17 protein-coding genes are annotated in these 19,029 nt (G+C 58.9%); 8 read left to right on the top strand and 9 right to left on the bottom strand.

Features of this window, described 5'->3' with window-relative positions; translation table 11 throughout:
- Positions 1–384: 384 nt before the first annotated feature.
- Both OKW27_RS06220 and OKW27_RS06215 read right to left on the bottom strand, forming a co-directional pair.
- Entirely contained in the window at positions 385–2,664 is a 2,280-nt protein-coding gene (locus OKW27_RS06220) for a DUF3141 domain-containing protein (protein ID WP_429332920.1), read from the bottom strand.
- A gap of 772 nt (positions 2,665–3,436) precedes the next feature.
- On the bottom strand, positions 3,437–3,808 hold the full coding sequence (locus OKW27_RS06215) for a hypothetical protein (RefSeq protein WP_429332919.1): 372 nt from the start codon (positions 3,806–3,808) through the stop codon (positions 3,437–3,439).
- Between OKW27_RS06215 and OKW27_RS06210 the strand changes: the two genes are divergently transcribed.
- The gene (locus OKW27_RS06210; RefSeq protein ID WP_429332918.1) at positions 3,807–4,037 is read left to right on the top strand and encodes a hypothetical protein; all 231 of its coding nucleotides are present in this window, start codon (positions 3,807–3,809) and stop codon (positions 4,035–4,037) included. The genes OKW27_RS06215 and OKW27_RS06210 overlap by 2 nt on opposite strands.
- A gap of 95 nt (positions 4,038–4,132) precedes the next feature.
- On the opposite strand, the gene OKW27_RS06205 is transcribed toward OKW27_RS06210, so the two are convergent.
- A complete protein-coding gene (locus OKW27_RS06205) occupies positions 4,133–4,243 on the bottom strand; it encodes a hypothetical protein (protein ID WP_429332917.1) in 111 nt (36 codons plus the stop codon).
- A gap of 46 nt (positions 4,244–4,289) precedes the next feature.
- Positions 4,290–4,562: a hypothetical protein gene (locus OKW27_RS06200; protein WP_429332916.1), complete on the bottom strand. Its 273-nt coding sequence runs from the start codon at positions 4,560–4,562 to the stop codon at positions 4,290–4,292.
- Between the two features lie 553 nt (positions 4,563–5,115).
- Here OKW27_RS06200 and OKW27_RS06195 point away from each other — a divergent pair.
- Positions 5,116–5,394 (top strand): hypothetical protein, encoded by a 279-nt coding sequence (locus OKW27_RS06195; RefSeq protein ID WP_429332915.1) that lies wholly within the window; start codon positions 5,116–5,118, stop codon positions 5,392–5,394.
- A gap of 619 nt (positions 5,395–6,013) precedes the next feature.
- Here OKW27_RS06195 and OKW27_RS06190 read toward each other — a convergent pair.
- The 3 genes from OKW27_RS06190 to OKW27_RS06180 all read right to left on the bottom strand — a co-directional run bounded on the left by OKW27_RS06190 (position 6,014) and on the right by OKW27_RS06180 (position 7,836).
- Entirely contained in the window at positions 6,014–6,397 is a 384-nt protein-coding gene (locus OKW27_RS06190) for a nuclear transport factor 2 family protein (RefSeq protein ID WP_121319832.1), read from the bottom strand.
- 52 nt (positions 6,398–6,449) lie between these two features.
- Positions 6,450–7,190, bottom strand: coding sequence for an IclR family transcriptional regulator (locus OKW27_RS06185; protein WP_429332914.1), 741 nt, complete (start codon positions 7,188–7,190; stop codon positions 6,450–6,452).
- A 97-nt stretch (positions 7,191–7,287) separates the two neighbouring features.
- Positions 7,288–7,836, bottom strand: a complete 549-nt coding sequence (locus OKW27_RS06180; RefSeq protein ID WP_429332913.1) for a VOC family protein — start codon at positions 7,834–7,836, stop codon at positions 7,288–7,290.
- Positions 7,837–7,952: 116 nt separating this feature from the next.
- Here OKW27_RS06180 and OKW27_RS06175 point away from each other — a divergent pair, with 116 nt between their 5' ends.
- From OKW27_RS06175 to OKW27_RS06150, 6 genes are all read left to right on the top strand, one after another.
- Complete coding sequence (locus OKW27_RS06175; RefSeq protein WP_429332912.1) at positions 7,953–9,458, top strand: bifunctional 3-(3-hydroxy-phenyl)propionate/3-hydroxycinnamic acid hydroxylase; 1,506 nt, start codon at positions 7,953–7,955, stop codon at positions 9,456–9,458.
- Positions 9,459–9,548: 90 nt separating this feature from the next.
- Complete coding sequence (locus OKW27_RS06170) at positions 9,549–10,394, top strand: fumarylacetoacetate hydrolase family protein (protein WP_429332911.1); 846 nt, start codon at positions 9,549–9,551, stop codon at positions 10,392–10,394.
- Between the two features lie 165 nt (positions 10,395–10,559).
- Positions 10,560–11,915 carry an MFS transporter gene (locus tag OKW27_RS06165; protein ID WP_429332910.1) on the top strand — a complete coding sequence of 452 codons (1,356 nt, stop codon included), beginning with the start codon at positions 10,560–10,562 and terminating at the stop codon, positions 11,913–11,915.
- A gap of 86 nt (positions 11,916–12,001) precedes the next feature.
- Positions 12,002–13,129: an NAD(P)H-quinone oxidoreductase gene (locus OKW27_RS06160; protein ID WP_429332909.1), complete on the top strand. Its 1,128-nt coding sequence runs from the start codon at positions 12,002–12,004 to the stop codon at positions 13,127–13,129.
- A 126-nt stretch (positions 13,130–13,255) separates the two neighbouring features.
- Positions 13,256–14,329, top strand: a complete 1,074-nt coding sequence (locus OKW27_RS06155; protein ID WP_121319818.1) for a porin — start codon at positions 13,256–13,258, stop codon at positions 14,327–14,329.
- Between the two features lie 548 nt (positions 14,330–14,877).
- On the top strand, positions 14,878–15,189 hold the full coding sequence (locus OKW27_RS06150) for a GNAT family N-acetyltransferase (protein WP_241991386.1): 312 nt from the start codon (positions 14,878–14,880) through the stop codon (positions 15,187–15,189).
- A 1,371-nt stretch (positions 15,190–16,560) separates the two neighbouring features.
- Here OKW27_RS06150 and OKW27_RS06145 read toward each other — a convergent pair.
- Both OKW27_RS06145 and OKW27_RS06140 read right to left on the bottom strand, forming a co-directional pair.
- Positions 16,561–17,901: a TniQ family protein gene (locus OKW27_RS06145; RefSeq protein ID WP_429332908.1), complete on the bottom strand. Its 1,341-nt coding sequence runs from the start codon at positions 17,899–17,901 to the stop codon at positions 16,561–16,563.
- A gap of 8 nt (positions 17,902–17,909) precedes the next feature.
- On the bottom strand, positions 17,910–18,953 hold the full coding sequence (locus OKW27_RS06140) for an ATP-binding protein (RefSeq protein ID WP_429332907.1): 1,044 nt from the start codon (positions 18,951–18,953) through the stop codon (positions 17,910–17,912).
- Between the last annotated feature and the right edge of the window lie 76 nt (positions 18,954–19,029).

The following is a 19,029-nucleotide window of genomic DNA, read 5'->3' as shown; positions in this document are numbered from 1 at the left end:
GGGATCGGGTACGGCCGACCGCGTCGGACGGCAACCGGTCATGAAGCGACATTCGCACATTGGCCGGCTGAAACGATTGGACGTCGGTTCCGCACTCAACAGCCGACTTCACGGTGGCATACCCACGGCGTGATTCACCGCCTGCGCCCAGCGCGACCTTATCGGCCTCTCAATATCACAAAACAGGATGATGTCGTCCTATCGCGCAGTGTTCTTGGCCCGCCGCAGAAAGGTTTCATCAAAAAAACAAGACTTCTTCGTCATCGCGCCATGAATAGCGCTCGCAATTGTTAAGGTTCGCCATTTCTTGCTAATGAGGACATTACTTCGGCTAATGCCATGTGCCCTCGATTTATAGTGTTGCCCGCGCGCGGCGGGGGCACGTCACTCGACCTGCTGGCGCGTTTCGGAACGCCGCGTCGGCTTCGCCGTCGCTTTCGATGCCGACTCGAAAATCGACAGCACGCGCGCAAGGTCGGCGCGTTCGTCGGCATCAAGCGGGAGTGTCGTGGTGAGCTCGTCGATGCGGCGCGCGGCGTCGCGGGTGTCGGCCGGCGCGGCGTTCGCCAGCATGCCGGGCAGCGCGTCGATGGCGGCGTCGGTGTCAAGCCGCAGCAGCGCCACCTGTTCGCGCACGACATCCTTGAACGCCAGGATGCCGCGATCGGAGAGCGTGCCGAGCATCTCGCGCGCGAGATTGAAACGGCGCTCGTCCGCGTCGCCATGCGTGCGCCGCATGAACAGCAACGCGCGCACGCTCGCTTCGAGGAGACCGCCCTTCGTCATGTCCTCGCGCAGGTGCTCGTGCACCGCGGCGATCGATGCGCTGCGTTCTCCCGAATCGCCCGGCTCAGTCAATGGGGCGGCGGCTTCGTCGTGGCCTCGCGGAGGAAGACCCGCCATCGCCTGCAGCCACGGCATGCCGTAGACCGCTTCGAACATCTGTTCGACGGCTGTATCGCGCGTATCCCGATAGAAGTCGAGCGACGCTTCGATCGCGTCCGACACCGCGTTCTGCATCTGCCAGAACGGATTGTCTGTGGCGACGCTCGTGCGCGCTTGCTTCACGTCCTCGGCGAAACGCGCGACGCTCGACGCAAACGGATTGCGGTCCGACCACGATTCATAGGGCACCCGCAGCGAATGAAAGCGGCTCGCGATGTCGGCGGCCCACGGCGTCACGGACGCATGCACCCACGGCTGCACGAAGCTGCGGTACAGGCCGAGATTGAAGTTGGACACGTAAGCCGCTGTCGCGAAGCGGCGGTCGCTTTCCGGATCGGGCTGCACGATCGCGCGTACGTCGTCGATACTGCGCCGCGAAATCGACAGCACGTGGTCGCCCTCGACGAGTTCGGCGTGCGGCGTGGCGTCGGTCCGCTTTCCCATATGCGCTTCATATAGGCCCGAGGGCAGCAGGTCGATGAGGTCGACGTTGCTCACGAACTCGCGATGCTCCTTCTTGCCCGTGCTGCTCGACACGAAGATGCCGAGATGCCCGATGCTGTCGTGCGTCGCATAGACGATGGTCTGGTCGTGGCCGAAGAGATCGGCGTCGTCGCGATACAGGTCGGTGATCCAGCCGAGCGCCTGCGGCGGCGGCGTAATGTTGTCGCCATAAGAACAGAACACGACGATCGGCGAGCGGATATTGCGCAGATCCAGGCGGATACCGTCCGACGTGACGATCTCGCCCTTGACGAGCCGGTTGCCGACGAACAGGTTGTCGACGATGAACTGCATTTCGGCCGCGTTGAGGAACACGTGACCGCCCCAGTACTTTTCGAAGCCGAGATAGCGCGATGCCTCGGTGTCGACGTTCGCGTAGAGGTTGTATTGCTTCTGCCAGAGCGTGTTGGCCGGGTTCAGGTTCTCGAAGTTTTGCACGAGCCAGGCGCCGTCGAAGCGGCCGTCGCCAAGATCGCCCGTGAGCGCGGTGAGCCACGAGCCGCCGAGCGTCCCGCCGGAGTAGCGCATCGGATTCTTGCCGCGCCAGCCCGCCCAGTACGACACCGGCGCACCCGCGACGATGATCGGCCCGAACAGCTCGGGGCGCATCGCGGCCGTCATCAGCACCTGCCAGCCGGCCTGACAGTTGCCGATCACGGCGGGCTTGCCGGGGCTGTCCGGATGCAGCTCGATCACTTTTTCGAGGAAGGTGGCTTCGGCACGCATCACGTCTTCGACGGTCTGGCCGGGCATGGGATCGGGCAGAAAGCCGACGAAGTAGCACGGATGGCCCGCCCGCAAGGCGGCGCCGATTTCGCTGTCGCGCTTGAAGCCGCCGATTCCCGGGCCGTGCCCGGCGCGCGGGTCGAAGACGATGAACGGACGTAGGCGGCCCGGATCGTGCGCGCCGGTGGCGTCGTGGTCGGGCTTCAGATCGTCGGGGGCGGCGATGCGAACGAGGCCGTAGTTGACGGGGCGCGGCAACGTGCGCCCGTCGACGACCAGCTCGGTGCCGAAATCGAGCACGTTCGGTGCGCGTTCCAGCAAGTGGGCCTGATACTGGTTGCCGCGCTCGCGCATCACGTCGGAGAAGAGGATGCCTCGTTGCCAGGCGTCGACGATGTAATCGACGGCGGCCTGCGCCGGGGCGAATCCGCTGGGCAAGGGCGTCGCGGGAGGATTGACGGGAACAGATGCCGGACTGGACTGATTCATGGTCGCTTCGAACTCCATCGGAGAGTCGGCGCCGCCGTCGTTATCGCACGGTTTCGTGCGGAAGGACAGTCGACGTGAAACCAGGGCGAGGCGCATCGCGCCTTGCGAGAGACGCGGTGTCGATCAAGATCAGCGATAAAATATGGCAATAGCGTGACGCGGCGTATCGGGCGCCGCGAACTCGCCAACAATCTCGCGAAAGCGGCCCGGCGCGGTTCTTGTTGCATCGCGTCAGCCGAATCAGTGTAGGCGGAGGCGATCGCCGATGCAAATCGAAAAGGCCTGGTGATCGCTGACCCGGTTTGAATCGCTGCGGAACAAAGTCGTCAGGACGCGGCGCGGCAAGCTTCTTGGCCTTGATCCGGCCGTCCACCGGTCCGTTCTCACTTAGTTCAAAAACGGCGCACGAACTGAGCCGCGCATGACGCGTCGATCCTCGCGCGCCCTATGGTCTTTCAGGGCAATTCGGCCGTTGCCAGGGCCATTAGAAGCAATCCCTGAAGCCAACGGCGGCCTCGACCTAATTGCTCTGGAAGACGGCGCGGTGACGCCGTTAACCAATGGGGAATGTCACGGCCTCCGTTTCCACCAGCGCGCGGATACGTGAACGCGGCCGAAAGTTCGACCGCCCGTGTCAGCGCATAGCAAAAGTAGCCCTGGAAGTTCTGTAAAGTCGCCCCGGCGATCTATCAGGCTGGTGATGTCGTTGACCGCCGTCAGCGCAGTCAGGATCCCCGATTACGGGCGATGCGCGCCCGTTTCCGTTTATCCCTCAGTGATGCTCACAACCGAAATTGCCCCGGGGGTCGCGCGTGTCGCACAGCCGCCCAAGGTTCTGCCGGGTGTGGTGGGACACCAGCCCCGGGATGGCCGCGTATCCGAGCAGAGGGCGGTGGACGCGATATTCCCACTCGCCATTCGAGCGCTGGGTAAACCGGACGATGCAGAGCGGATGGTCCGCAGCATACTGCGCCGACACCAGGCCCAGCTGGCCGGCACGGTACATGAGAAACGAGCCGCGATCGTGCTCAAGGAACACGAGATTCGTCGCCCCCAGATAGAGTCCGAAGAGCACCATGCAACAGGCGAGAGCACGAAGCGTGCGCGCCGTGCTGAAAAAGAGGCGATTGGACAGAGCAGCCATGAGCGGGATCGTTAAAGAGTCTGGCGCACAGGTCGCAGACCACTCCGTGCGTCTTACCGAATACCGAACAGAAGGCATCATCACCGGCCTGAACGTCGTTTTTAACGGCGTCAACATTGGCACCATTACCAACGCCGGCACGATCACCGGCAGCATCGACGGCATCTCTAACAACCCGCTTGGCTCGATTGGCGCCATCGTACAATGTTGTCTACGCTGGCGAAGCTAGGCACTCGATTTGCTGTCGCTTAAGCGCGTGAAGGCATTGACATGAAACACAAGGGTCCTCCGATCAAGAATGAAACGAATGCTACGGTCGCGCGCCTAATTCATGCTGCCGGTCTGGGCCCAGGTTCCCGTTGACGGATCGTATAGCTCGGCCGACGATAAAAGCCGGTGCTGCCCAATCCGCCAGTCCCACCAGGACTCACCCATCGGCGAGCAGCGTCGCAGTCCACCAAGGCGTCGTTGCGGATACGGCTTACTGGCCCATGCCGTTGTGGGCGACTTCAACCGCAGCGTCGCGCTTCTTTTTGGCTTCCGCTTTCTTGCCGTCATAGACCTTTTTCGCAGCCGCAACTTCCCTGTTGTATTCGCGATTCGCCGCAGCAACCTGCTGGTGCATTCTCACGATCTCATCCGGATGTTCAGCGGCTGTCGCCGGGCTCGCTCCTGAGTTGCCTTGCGCCCAGACGTCGGGAAGAGATACCAGTGCGAGGGAAGCGGTCATCACAGCCGCAATCGTGTTTTTCATGACGAACTCCAGATGTTGTGCCTGCGTGATTGGTCTGCCGGTGGAAAGCTGGCAGCCTCCACCCTATACACGGCGAAATAAATGTTGTATAGGACCTTGGTCCAATGACTGATCGCGTGCCCGCGCCGGGAGTTTTTTCCAAATTCCATGCGAACGACTGCCGGGACAAGTTCGCCGCAACTTCCTTGCCAAGGGGAAAACAGCAGTTAGATTGACAGCGACATGGATCGACAGCTCTACAGTGGATTATGGACAGGAGCAGCCGAACTCGATACCTTGAACGGCCGCTTCCCGTATCACCGAATGTCAATTCCGGGTCGGGTGCCGAATGTTCGCGCCGTAGTCGCCGCAGTAGCGCGGCGGATAACTATGAACTTCGGCAACCGGCCACAACGGGTCGTTCGACGACCGTCGTCAAATCGATGACAATTCCAGGAACCAGGTTTTATCGAAAGCGTAAAGGGCAGCGCCAATGCGATATAAAAACATTCACTCGGCGATCCACAATTTCGGCGCTAGCTTCACAAGCCTGATGAATTCTGCCGACGGATACGTGATCGACGACCTCGAGTTGATTCATCGACAGCAGATCGACATTGAGATCGATTGGCCGAGCGGCATCTTTAGCCCGGCGGAAAAAGCAACCGAACGAATTTTGATCTCAATCAAGAGCTACCGCTCGGGTCTCGAGCGCCACTTATTGTCTGAAAATGTCGAGCTTAGTTCGCTCGTCCAGCTTGAGTTTCACTGGCCCGTAAGTGGTCAAAAATTCATGGCTGCCGTTGATGATCGAGGCAAAGAGTACAAAATCTATGTGAATGAGTCAGAGTAACGCCTTGTTCGCCTCGATGAGAGGTATGGAGGGCTACTTTTTCGCTAATCGCTAACCGCTTGCCAGCAGCCGTTCCCGCATCCCAATGGCCCGCTTCGAACAGGCGGATGCTGGCAGCACACGGCCAAGAGCAGCCGGTCGGTGTCGACGTGCAGTTTTCCGATAAGCGGAGAGGGCCAGTCGTACGGGATCGAGTACTCTTAGGCCGAGATCGCCGGCGACACTGGTCGCATGACAACCTCGGCGAGCGCACAGTTGCTCGAGGCACAGATCGTGACGAGTTTCCAGAGCCCGGGCCCCGAGTTTGCGAAGTACATCGCTGATGTTAAGGCGAATCTCGCCTCATTAAGCTTCCTCCGATCTGGCGGACCAAATCTTGCTGCCTGATTCATGCACGGGAGACCGCTCATGATGAGGCTTTTCGGCATATTGGCCTTAGCGGCTGGCGTCGCGGGATGCGTTGCCGCCCAGCCGTACGATTCCAGCTATCCTGGGTATGGATATGGCCCCGGCTACTACGCGCCTAGTACCAGCATCGGCGTGGGCGTTGGCGGCGGAAGCTTCGGCGGTGGTGTGGGTGTTGGTGTCGGCGTTGGTTTCTGACATCGCCCTGTAAATCCTATTCCGAACGCCTCGTCGAATGCTGGTGGACCAGTTTCCACGACTTCTCGTCGGGCGACCAGAGTTGAGTCGTCCAGCCGCTCACGTTGACGATGCTGCCATCGGCGCGACGCTCGATCTGCTGGTCGATCGCGCCGAAGACCAGGACGCCGTCGCTCATGATCTTGCAGGTGGGCGGTGCGGGACGCGAGATCCGCAGGGTTTTGACCCGAGTCCTTAGGAAATCGAGGTAGCCAGCCTTGTCGTGCACGTAGCCGGGGGAATGAATGAAGGCAAGCTCGTTGGAGAATATTTGCTCAAGCGTTGCCCAATCGTCCCCCAGAGTTGCCTCGCAACGGACGCGTTCGATTGCTTCGACGGCTTGCTGAAAGTGTTCTTGCATATAGTCTCTTCGTAGTGGTTGCCCCTTGGTCGCCCAAGGCCCGGCACCGACGTCACTGCGCGCTTATTGAGTGATCCGCGACCGCGGTTGCAATGCGCTGCGCAGCCCCGGTCAGCTGCTTAAGCAGCTTGCCATGATCCATGAATTCGAAACGTTGCAGCGATGTAACCAGAGCAAGCGCAGCACTCGCCTGCGGGTCACTGGAAAACAGCGGCACGCCGATCGACGCCATTTGTGCCTCCAGCTCACCCCGCGAGATGTAATAACCTGCCTTGCGTATGCGCTGCAGGCCGTGCCAGAAGTCCTCGAACGTATCGCCCATGCCTGTGGCACGAGTTTCGGCTGCGTATTTTTCGAACAATCGTTTGAGCCGCGCCCGCGGTAGCGTCGCCAGAATCACTTTGGGGGCGGCCCCGAGAAATAGCGGCCGGGGGCGGCCCCTGCCGTACGCGAGATCGAGCTCCCCATTCGAACTCTCCCGGTGGGTATCAACAATTTTGTCGTCAAACATCCTGGTCATGACGCAATCGCAGCCAGTCTGTTCCGACAGTTCGCGCATCAGCGAATGCCCGATGGAAAAAAACGGGTCAACCGTACGCAACTGGTAATCCAGGGTCATGACCCTCGGTCCCAACGTGTAGCTGCCATTGCCGAGCCGGGCAAGCAATCCGGCGTCGGCCAGCTCACGCAGATAGCGATAAGCCGTCGGCGTCGAGCAGCCGATCACGGTGCAGATTGTCTCCAGTGACCACACCGGTTTCTCGATCGAGAAAAGATCGAGAATTGACAGCATTTTGGACGAGCTTGACATCGCAGCGTTTTGAACGAAAGTGGGGCGGGAGTAGCCGCTATTGTAGCGAAGGCCACTTGCTCCCACCCGCATACGTCTGTCAGGCAATCCCCATCTTCTTAGCCATCCGTGCCTGCCACGCCTCTCGTGGCTCAAATCCGGGCAGCGAACGAGCATGGTTCTCGACTTCCTTCATCAGCACGTCTTCAGGGAGCGACATATCCACCGGCACCTTCGTCGGCTGGCTGACGTACCACGGCGTGTCCACGAACAACTCGAGTCGATTGCCTTCGGGGTCGCGTGCATACACCGACACAGCGTTGCCGTGAGTGGTGGGCTGGATGTCGGTTGCACCGCCTTCGGCGAGACGCCCAAATAATTCCCTCAGCATGGCGAGACTGTCGGCCCGCAGCGAAATCTGGTTGATCACGTTGAACGACACGTGTTCGGGGCGGCCGGTGGCAAGCACGATCTGGTGATGCTCCTTCGGGTCACGGCTTAGGAATACCAGCTCGACTGGACCGTTCGGCCCGACAAGTTCGCCGGCGTCAGTGATCGTGAAGTCCAGTAGGTCTGTGTAGAACTGCGTCATCGTGGGTAAGTCCCTGACGTACATCCCGACATGGCTGAAGCTCAGTCCCTTATTCATTGTCGTCTCCTTGGAAAATCGTATTGTGATAATTTGCCAAAAATACAGTTGACGTGCAAGTTATTTGTACATATATTTATCACAATCAGATAGTCATAAAACTGGAGACGATAGACATGTATGACGTCGCAGTCATCGGGCTGGGCCCCGTGGGCGCAACATTGGCCAACTTGCTGGCGATGTACGGATTGACAGTGGCGGTATTGGAGCGAGAGTCGGCCCCGTACACACTGCCTCGCGCGGTTCATTTCGATGCGGAATGCATGCGTGTATTTGACGCGATTGGCGTTGCGCACGAAGTCGCCGCGTCTTGCCACATTTCGCCGGGCATGAAGTTTGTCAACGCCAGCGGTCAACTGCTGGTGGATTGGCCGCGGCCACAGGAAGTTGGCGCGCAGGGCTGGCATTCGAGCTATCGCTTCCATCAACCGGACCTCGAGCGCATCCTGCGCGCGCGACTGGCGGAGCAGCGAAGCGTGTCGGTGCAATTGCGCAGTGAGGTGTACGCAATCGAAGAGTCGGCCAGCCATATCCAGGTCAAATACGAGGACCTCACCTGCGGCAAGCTCAAGACCATCGAGGCGGCCTATGTGGTGGGGGCCGACGGCGCCCGCTCGCTGGTGCGCCGACTGATGGACAGCGAAATGACCGATCTGGGGCTCCATGAACGCTGGCTGGTCTTTGACGCGGTGCTGAAACGTCCCTGGTCCGTGCTGGGCGATCACAGCGTCCAGTTTTGTGATCCCGCCCGGCCCGCTACTTACGTGCGCGGCATTGGCGATCGCCGTCGCTTCGAAATCATGCTGCACCCCGGCGAAGACGCTGCCGAAATGGCACGGCCGGAAACGGTCTGGTCGCTGATCGAGCGCTGGATGACCCCCGACGATGCCGAGCTCGAACGTGCGGCGGTGTACACGTTCCATGCGCTGGTCGCGCAACGCTGGCGCCGCGGCAGGCTGATTCTGGTGGGCGATTCCGCGCACCAGACGCCGCCCTTCCTCGGTCAGGGCCTGTGTGCCGGCATTCGCGATTCCGCGAACCTCGCGTGGAAGCTCGCGGCAGTGTGCCGCTACGGGACTGCCGCCACACTGCTCGATACATACCAGGACGAGCGCGCGCCGCATGCGACCGAGTACATCAAGCTGGCCGTGGAACTCGGTCGCATCATTCAGGCGCGGCATCCGGAAGAGGTCGCCGAACGTGACCGGGCGCTGGCTGTCGCGCCGCGGATGCTGCGCAGTCTGAGTCCGCGCCTGGGCGAGAGCGATCTGCGTGGGGCGCAGGCGGCCAGCGGCATCGTGGCGCCTCAGCCGATGCTTGCGGGTGGACAGCGCCTCGACGTGATCGCCGGTCAGACGTTCGCCATCCTCGCCAAGCCGGGCCTGCTGGATACAGCGTCTGCCAAAGCGCTGCGCGAGCGGATGTCATATCCGCTCTCCGTGATCGATGACGGAAACGCCGAAGCGATGGACTGCCTGAAGGAGTTCGACGCAGCGGCAATCGTGATTCGGCCGGACCGCTACGTGTTTGGTACGGCCTCGGACCTGCCGCAGTTGCTGGCGCTCGTCGATGGTCTCGGTCGGACTCTCGACGCACGAAAAGAGCCGGCCTCGGTGTCCTGATGGGTCAATCGTTAACCGTAGGCGCGGCGGCTGTGTTGAGTCGCGCCACAGGCGTCACTTTTACCAAGTATTGAACCTGGAGATTTACGCATGAAGTTCATCAGCTTTTCCCGAAACAACGCGGACAGTTTTGGCACAGTCACCGAGCAGGGCGTGACCGACATCGGCGCGCGCCTGAACCTGACGGACCTGGGCGCAGCACTGCGTCAGGTCGGCATCGATGCGCTGAAGGATCTGGGCGCCAGGTCAGACACAGACTTCGCGCTGTCGGACATCAATGCCTATCGCCCGGTCGTCGCTGATCCGACCAAGATCCTGTGTGCTGGACTCAACTACGACGAGCATGTGCAGGAAACCAAGCGGGAACGCACTGAGCGTCCGACCATCTTCATGCGGGTTGCTGAATCGCAACTCGGCCATGAGCAAGCGATCCTCCTGCCGCCGGAATCCGATCGCCTCGACTATGAAGGCGAGATCGCCGTTGTGCTCGGCAAGGGCGGCCGCCGCATCTCCGAAGACAAGGCGTACGAGCATATCGCCGGCTTCGCGTGCTACAACGACGGCAGCATTCGTGACTGGCAGATGCATACGTCGCAATGGGGTCCGGGCAAGAACTTCGAGGCGACCGGTGCATTCGGACCGATGCTCGTCACGTCCGATGAGATCGGCGAGACCGAAGCGCTGACGCTCGAGACGCGCCTCAATGGCCAGGTCATGCAGCATGCGACAACGGACATGCTGATCTTCTCGATCCCGACGCTGATCGCTTACTGCTCCAGCTTCATCACGCTCAAACCGGGCGACGTGATCGTGACCGGCACGCCGGGTGGTGTCGGCGCCAAGCGCAACCCGCCGGTCTTCATGAAGAACGGCGACATCGTCGAGGTGGAAGTGAGCAAACTCGGCGTACTCCGGAACCCCATCCGCGCTGAATGAGGCTTGGCCGGTGTGCAATCTTCGGCTCGGTCGAAGTACGGCGCACCGGCGGTGTCGAGCGAGCAGGAAGTAGTGATTGCAAGGCAGGAAAATTACATTACAAGAGATGATTGTACGTACGTGCAAATCACCAAACGCGTCAAAAAAACATCAGGAGACAACTTTATGGATATCCGTGAAGCGATAAAGAGCCGGCCGATGCAATGGCAACAGATCGTCGTGTTTGTCATCTGTATTCTGCTCACGATGATCGACGGTTACGAGATCATCGTGCTGCCATTCGTCATGCCGCATCTGGCGAAGGCGTGGAAGCTGAGCCACGTTGAAGTCGGCTATCTACTTAGCGCGAGCGTGTTGGGAATGGCGATTGGCGCGGCAATCATCTCCCCGCTGGCAGACCGGATCGGGCGACGGGCTCATATCCTGCTGTGCCTCGTGCTGGTTACTGTCGGTATGCTGTTGTCCGCCCGAAGCGAGAATTTCCGGGAACTCGTCGCTATGCGGGCGTTTGCCGGTCTGTTCATCGGCGGCCTGATCGCCAGTATCAATGTTCTTGTTTCGGAGTACAGCTCCGACAAGCGTCGTGGCGTCGTGATGGGCCTATATGGCATCGGCCTGCCGCTGGGCTCCGCGCTCGCCGGAAGCGTCGTGGAGCCGCTCGTCGCGAGCTACGGATGGCGTGGGCCGCTCGCATTCGGCGCGCTGCTGACCCTGGCGATGACTGCCGTTGTAATCCCGATGTTGCCGGAGTCGGCCGAATACCTGATTGAGCGTCGCCCAAAGCGCGCGCTCGAGAAGTACAACAAGATTGCTGCCCGACTCGGCTACCCCCAATCCACGGTCCTTCCTGAGGCTTGCCGCAAAAACGATGGACCGGCTCTCGCGGTCGCGGTGAATATGATTTTCGGGGGGGGCATGCTGCGCCGCACCGCGTGCCTTTGGCTAGGCTACGCGGGACTCATCTCCGCTTTTTATTTCGCTAATGCCTGGACCGCGAAGCTGGTCGCGGACGCGAGCGGAAGCCCAGCGTACGGCGTGCGTGTTGGGATGCTCATCATGATCGGCGGTGTGATCGGGTCGCTGCTGTTCGCTGCCCTGTCGCTCAGGATCCGTCCGGTGATTGTGACCGCACTGGTTCTGACCGGCGGCGCCGTCGTGTATACCTTGTATGCCACGTATTTCAGGGATGTCGCACTGGCCATTCCGCTTTCCATGCTGGTCGGCGCCAGCGCGAGCGGCGGCGTCTGTGCTTTCTATGCGATCAGTCCGCCCATCTATCCTGCGATCGTGCGAGGTACGGCAGTTGGTCTGATGATCGGATTCGGACGTGCCATCTCCGTCGTCGTCCCAATCTGGACCGGCTACATGCTGTCCGTCGGATGGACACCGTCGACGTTGTATCGCGTGTTCGGCGGAGTGCTGGGGGCTGCCGCCGTGTTCGTGCTGCTTCTGGATCAGGCGCGCGCCGCGCAGGTACCCGATGCCGGCATGCACGGAGCTGCCGATAAGTACGGGGGATGAGTTCGATGTCGACATGAAGACGGACGTGACCTGTATCAGCGAGGCCTTCTGCTAGGCCAGAGGAAATCCGCTTTGCAATCGCGTAATTGGATTCCCTGATTCATCCCTCCATTCGGGCGGCTGGTTACCCGAATATTCCAGAGCGCCATTCGTGGCTAGGTACGTTTATTTACAACTTCGTATTCCTAATTAAAATGCAAGATAATCAGTTCGAAGCCATTCCGAAGCACCAGGTCGGCATCCGCATTACCGCTGCCGGCGGCCCCGAAGTTCTGGTTCCAGTCGAATTGCCGGTCCCGGAGTGTGGCCCGACGGACGTTCTGATCCGTGTCGTATCGGCCGGCGTGAATCGCCACGATGTCAATCAGCGTCGCCGGGGTCCCGACAACGTTCATAGCCCTATCCCGGGACTCGAAGTCTCCGGTGTCATAGTGCGCATCGGTCAGAACGTCACACACGTCAGGACCGGCGATGAGGTATGCGCTCTCGTCAATGGCGGCGGCTATGCGGAGTATGCAATTGCCGACGCCGGACAGGTACTGCCCATTCCGCCGGCGATCTCGTTGCGCGATGCCGCTTCGCTGCCGGAAGCTCTGTTCACAACCGTACACAACTTCTTCAACGTGGCGAAGCTCGCTCCCGGCGAGTCCGTCCTGATCCACGGCGGTACGAGCGGCGTTGGTAGTCTGGCGACCCAGGTCCTGACGGCACGAGGCCACGCAGTTTATGCGACATGCGGGACCGACGAAAAGTGCGCGCTTGCGGAGGCGCTCGGCGCGGTGAAGGCGTTCAATTACCGGACAGTCGTCTTCGCGGAAGCCGTGCAGGCAGTTACTGGGGGCAAAGGTGTGGACGTCATCCTCGACCTGGCGGGTGCAGCTTACGGTCGCCAGAACGTCGAGGCGCTCGCCCGCCGGGGCCGCGTGGTGCATCTGTCGCCAGGTGGAAATGCCGAACTGTCCTTCCCGCTGCGTGAACTGATGCGCAAGGAGGCAGTGGTGACGGGTTCCTTGCTGAGGCCGCTGCCGGACGACGAGAAAGCCGGCATCGCACGCTGGCTGTACGCGCAGGTATGGCCTCTGATCGGCACCACGATCAAACCGATGATCATGCAACGTTTTCCGCTGAAGCAGGCGAGCGCCGCGCACGAGGCCCTGGAACGGGGCGACGTCGCGGGCAAGATCCTGCTCGACGTCATGGAATCGTCAAATTAAAGAGCGTGTGCGAGACGGATGAGAAGTTTCGGGCGTCTCTACACATGCGCGCGGATTTGCCAGCATTAAAAGTTTGATCGGGCAATTCCGCTTTATCCAGTTTTTATCAAACGCTGGAGGAGACCTATGAAAAAGTATGGATTGGCGGGCTTGACCCTGGTGGCGGCCACAGCATACGCTCAAAGCAGCGTGACGTTGTACGGCATAGTTGATACGGGCGTGGCTTATTACAACCACGCAGCAGGCGGCGGTTCGTCTGTCGGTGTGCCATCGATCACCGGCGAAGTACCGTCCCGCTTCGGCTTGCGTGGAAGCGAAGATCTCGGGGGCGGGCTCAAGGCGGTGTTCACCCTCGAGAGCGGTTTTGCCCCCGGCACCGGCGCACTCGGATACGGGGGACGGTTGATGGGCCGTACAGCAGACGTCGGGCTGAGCTCGTCATACGGTACTGTGCTGCTCGGCCGCCAGTTCAATATGACCTACTACGCGCTGGCTTACGCCGACATCATCGGGCCATCGCTGCACTCGTTCGCTAACTTCGATCCATATCTGGCCAATGCGAGAAGCGACAACTCGATCTCCTACACCGGGAAATTTGTTGGACTGACGGTTGGCGCGACCTACAGCTTCGGCCGTGACGCAGCCGGGCCCGCCGGTCCGCCGGCGACCAATTGCGGCGGCCAGGTGCCGGGTGACTATCTGGCCTGCAAGCAGTTCACCGGCATGCTCGCATACGAGGGCACCAATTATGGCTTCGCGGGATCCTACGACCAGATGCGTGGTGGAAAGGGAGCGTCCGCGCCGCTCACGAGCAGCGCCTTCACCGATACGCATACGGTGGTCGACGCTTACTACCGGTTCGCGCAAGCCAGGCTGGGGGTGGGCTGGGTTCATCGTATCGTCGACGCTGCGGCCGCATCGATGCGTTCCGATCTGTATTTCGGGGGGATCAACTATCTGCCAGCGCCTCAGTGGTCGCTTGATGCCCAGGTATCGCACTACATTGCGCATGGGATCTCGAACGGAACGCTGGTCGCGGCGCGGGCGAACTATCTGCTTTCGAAGCGCACATTCGTGTACGCGCTGGCGGGCTACATGGTGAACAGCCAGACGGGCGCGGTTTCCGTGGCGGCCGGCGGCACGGTCGCACCGGGCGTGAACCAGACCGGGGTGATGCTGGGTATCCAGCACCGGTTCTAATTCCCGTCCTCCCGCCGACCAACCGTTTCCGGTATGCCGGCCGGGACACGAACGCGTGCCGCGTCGTCTCCCGGCCTGGCCTGAAACGAGCTGCATCACGCTCTCGGTCGACGAAGGAAACGAGCCCGGCCTGCGCTCATAGTCCAAAGCCGGTTGGTCGGACCTTGGGCTGCGCGACACAGGACGGATCGGATGGGTTCGTTATATGAAACGTGACCTCTAGGTGGTGACGCCGCGCGAGCCAAGATAGCCGCGGGGCGAGATCCGGGTCCGGCTAGAAGCGATCAACCAGTGAGTCAACATGAACTGGCGATATTTTTTATCCGAATACTCTTACAGCATGCCACGCCATCATCCTGATTTCCCCCTATGTCCCCTTCTGTTGATGAACTTCTCGCGCTTGATGTACCTACATTACGTGAGCACACTGAGCGAGCTGGCGACGCCTTCGACGTATACGAGCACCGGGCGAAACTGTGCGAGTCCTTAGAAATTAGTGAAGTGAGGTGTGCTCCGTGCGACGGGACGGCAAACCCGCGGCTTATGCAATGCTTCGACCGGAAGCAGAAGCGTGCTGGTTCGTTGGCGCTTTTGGTACGCATCCCTTGCATCGAACGTACACGGTGATAAATGAATTGTTCGGGGAAATCGCGACTCTGGCGACCGAACGAGGGATCGGCGAGCTACGAAGCCATGTCTATAGGACCAACCGTTTGTCTATCGCTTTCCATCGCAAGCTTGGATTTCTGGTGACACGAGAGAACGACAAGGGCTTCGAATTCTTCATCACGCTCGATGAACTAGCCATGAGGCCAGCGGTGCGGCGTGCCATTGCCCGGGCGACATCCCACTCGGAGTAACGCGCGAAGCCAGCTGGTTGCTCCATCGTAACGAGTGTCGGGCATCTCCCGAGTACCCGACCAATTGCCTCTAAGCTCCGGTCACAAAAAGCGCACACTACCACCTTCATGAGGGTCCGCTTCCGGCAAACGTGACTGGCCGTTCCGGGTCGCAAGTACTCATTCGCTTTCCGCGGGACGAGTCATTCGCGACCACCGACCTGTGAACGACAGGAAAGCGCCCCATACCCGTCTGACCGGCACCGATGCTCGAATGACGGCTCAGGCCGAATTCCGGTCTCCCAATGCGCTTCGACGAACGGTCGTTACACCTTGAAAGGCGACCTGGATGTCGCGCTGGGTCGGCTATCTAAAATGGGCCGAAGAACACAGCCAGACGCGTGCTAGCATAGTTGATCGGTTGTGCGAATCGCGCGAGGTTCCCGGTTGGGTGCTTCGCGATGGTCGTGTGGCAGATGGAGGGATAAATGGAGGGATATGAGAATGTCGATGTACGATTGCGCCCCGACATGGACTTGGATCGCGCCGGTTGAGGCTTGAGACACTTGTCGGGCGCAGCTGCGCAGCATCTTTCTGCCGAGCAGCAACTGCGTTTCGTTCACCGTGGTTGCAGCACGCACTGCATGATTTCTGGTCGGAGTCGCGGCCACGGTTAAGTTCATGGCTTCCTCAAGCCCTACCCGGATCGCGTTGGAAAGTGCCTGACGGTATCGATGACGGTATACGAGCAGAAGTCGTACTCAAACGTCCGCTGTTCGTGATGTTTCGACGAGAGCGCATGTTGATTCTCCAACGCAGTCTGTCCAGAGCTGGTAACTGCCGACCGGATTTTTCGGTATCGCTGACGGCATCGTCGCTATCCGACCGGGTGGAAAGGCCGTCTCCACAAGGATCCTGGTCCCCGATTGACGATCGAGTGGGGATATTTTCATTCAGGCGATTGATGGCGCATGCTATCAGCATAACGAAACACGAAACGCGAAGAAGTCGAGCGGAGAATGGATTTCAAGGTGGGCGGGCCCGGTGACCTTGTCGCGGGCACGGACCGGTCGCGCGTCGCGTGGTCGACCGACGCACTCATGAGAGTGGGTGGTGCCAGCTGATGCGGTGGAGACCAGCTTAGATGCCGCTCTGGGCATGTCGCCGTGAAGTATGGGTAGGATGATGGGTATGTGGTAGTCGGGCAGAGTGGGAGTCAAACCTGGCGGCGCTTTGCGGGCAACTGTTGGAATCGGCTGCCTTCCGCCCCATAGGCCTTCCCGGGCATTCCGATATCTTCCTATAGAGTTCACCAATTAATGTCGTTTACGACACGAATTGGTTGGCTTCGGTATGTCCCGAATTTTTCATCGACATATTTCGTTAGCATTTCTATCGAGGCGTAAGATTCGATAGCTTTGCCAGCCGCATTGCCCTTGCGTGGAACGTGGAAGCTTCAAAGGCGTTGATCTTCCTTCCGGTACGCTGAGCCATTCGCGTCGCAACTCTTTTTCCTGTTGGCCATTCGTTCTCTCTGCATAACTCTTGGAAGAACTGCCAGTAAGCGTTGAAACGAGCCTTTTGGCCTTCGATCTTCTCTTTATGTCTAGCCTCCCGTCCTCTTTTCACTAGTTGCGCTGCAAAATCTGGCGCCAGCTTGCGGATACAACTCTCGCTCACATCGAGAAGCCTGCAAACTTGACTGAGATTCTTCACCTCGCCCGACTTGTCGAGATGCTCCAACTCTGCTAGCAGGTGTTCAGAAGATTGAAATTTGCCGAATCTCGGTCGACGCTTTACTTTTGCTCTAGAGTCCGAGCTTGCATGCATCTCTCTCAATTTTGCGTCATTTCCAAGCAGTACATCAGAAATGTTGCAGCCACAACGGATCGCGATATTTGCCAAATGTGGAAGTGATGGTCGTGTGCCAGAAAACCAGTTAGCAATATTTCCCGCCTGAACGTCGAGATGGTTAGCTAGTTTGGGCACGTCCCCGCCGAAAAGTGTGTTTGCGGCATGTTGCAAAAATTTTCCGGTCAAACCGCCGTGTGCGAACACTTCGGGGCGTTGATGGATGTCATCCAATAATTCCGCGATCAAGCACGCCGATCGGATTTGCTCTGCGCTAGCCATTCTAGTCTTGCGATTTGCGAGACTGGAGCCATCGAGACGAGATAATCCTGGAAGTCCAAAGGTGTACCGCGTGGGCGCTGTCGTCTCGGGTACCTCTTTGAGAAGGGTGTTATGGAGGGGACAGGCTTCGACTAACTGAATGCACCACAGCAAGCGGTCGTACTTTTGCCGACCTACTGCCTCGTCATCGCTGTAGCAAGACGCGCAGAATCGCGCCTTTTTTTTAAGAAGATTGTAACGAGGGACGAGAGTTCGTAGTGGAAGCAACGTCCTCAGGGTTAAGTCGGTGCGCAGCGTAAGTTTCTCGAGTGCGTCGACCCAGGCGGCCGCCATTTTACCGACGCCATTCATACAGTACGCCTCGTGACGGATGCATAGCGTGCCCACATTCCGGTCGTGAAATAGAGGTCCAACCGCTCGGAGGGCAAAGGATGTTGGAGTTATACCGTGAGCGGCACTCAATCTGCGAAAGTAACTAGCCAGATGTTCATAGCTCGCTCCAGTCTCTCCTTCAGGCGTCAAACTAAAACAAGCTGACCGCGGCGGGGTGTCATCAGGCCACCCGCTGGGTATGCTCACCAGCGGGATCGACGTCGTCATCAAACGGATCACCGATTAAGTTTATGCCGCTCATTCTGCTCTTTTTCTAACTCGCTGCGTATATCTGCTTCTGTGGCGTAAGCCTTGATGAATTCGGTCTGGAGATACGGTTGAATCTGCTCTTCGCCGCGTAATGTCTCCTTCGCTATTACACGTTGTGCTTTAAGCGACGGCATTGATTTAAGAAGATGAGTTCTGTTCCATCTTGGGATTTTGTCTTTCGAGCAAAGCCTGGCGGATTTGAAGATCACATCGACGGAATTACCGGGTATTCCGAAGTTTCCATCAAACAGATATTCGATATCATTCTCTAAGTCAATTTCAAAGCGATATGGCATGACAGCGGCCACGGATTTGATGAACGTCGCATATTGCCTAAAATCTTGGTCGCAATCCTTGTACCGTGGGTATTCCACAACAGCGATCCGACGAGCTAGTTGTCCGGAGGCGGGGACTAGTTCTTCGCTCCCGTACGGTCCAAGTAATGCCAGATTAAAACTGGATCGATTCGACAGGGATTTTAAGAGATTTCCATAGTGGATTGGTGGAGTAGACGAATGCAGAAAGTGAATCACCTCATCAAGTATCAGATGGTGGAGTTTTCGCCCGTCGATGGCTCTTTCAAGCAGAATCCGGCTCTTGTGTACATGGTCTGTTGGCGTCTGGAGATCTTGCGGCATGCCGAAGCCATCCAAGACGCTAGGAGACAGCAGCGCTGTGCAGATTCTGGCAAAAAAAAGACTGATATCTATCTCGTACTTTTTATCCGGAGAATCTACTTCGACCAACACTGCTGGGATGATTGCGGGATCCTCCTGTATTAAATAAGCGTAGTCTTGAAGCAGATTCCTTAATAGTATTCTACCAAGCGACGACTTTCCAACTCCCGGTGGGCCGACGACCAAAACAATGGTAAGACCGGCGTCTGGCTCCATAAGCGATTGAACCTGAGCCAAAACCGTGTTCTGATTTCTGTGAGGAACGGCAAGATTTTTCCTATAGTTCTCTTTGTCTTCAGGTGAGACTGCGATGGCTTGCTCTCTGGTGATCATCGAATTCTCCAACTTTGGAAGTTAAGATAATTTGATAATTTTTGAGAACCTTTGTTTGTTTCATGCTCGTATTCAT

Source organism: Paraburkholderia sp. 35.1, assembly GCF_050436525.1.
Classification (GTDB): domain Bacteria; phylum Pseudomonadota; class Gammaproteobacteria; order Burkholderiales; family Burkholderiaceae; genus Paraburkholderia; species Paraburkholderia tuberum.
The sequence above is the reverse complement of the archived record's forward strand: the minus strand, read 5'-3'. Positions and strand labels throughout refer to the sequence as shown.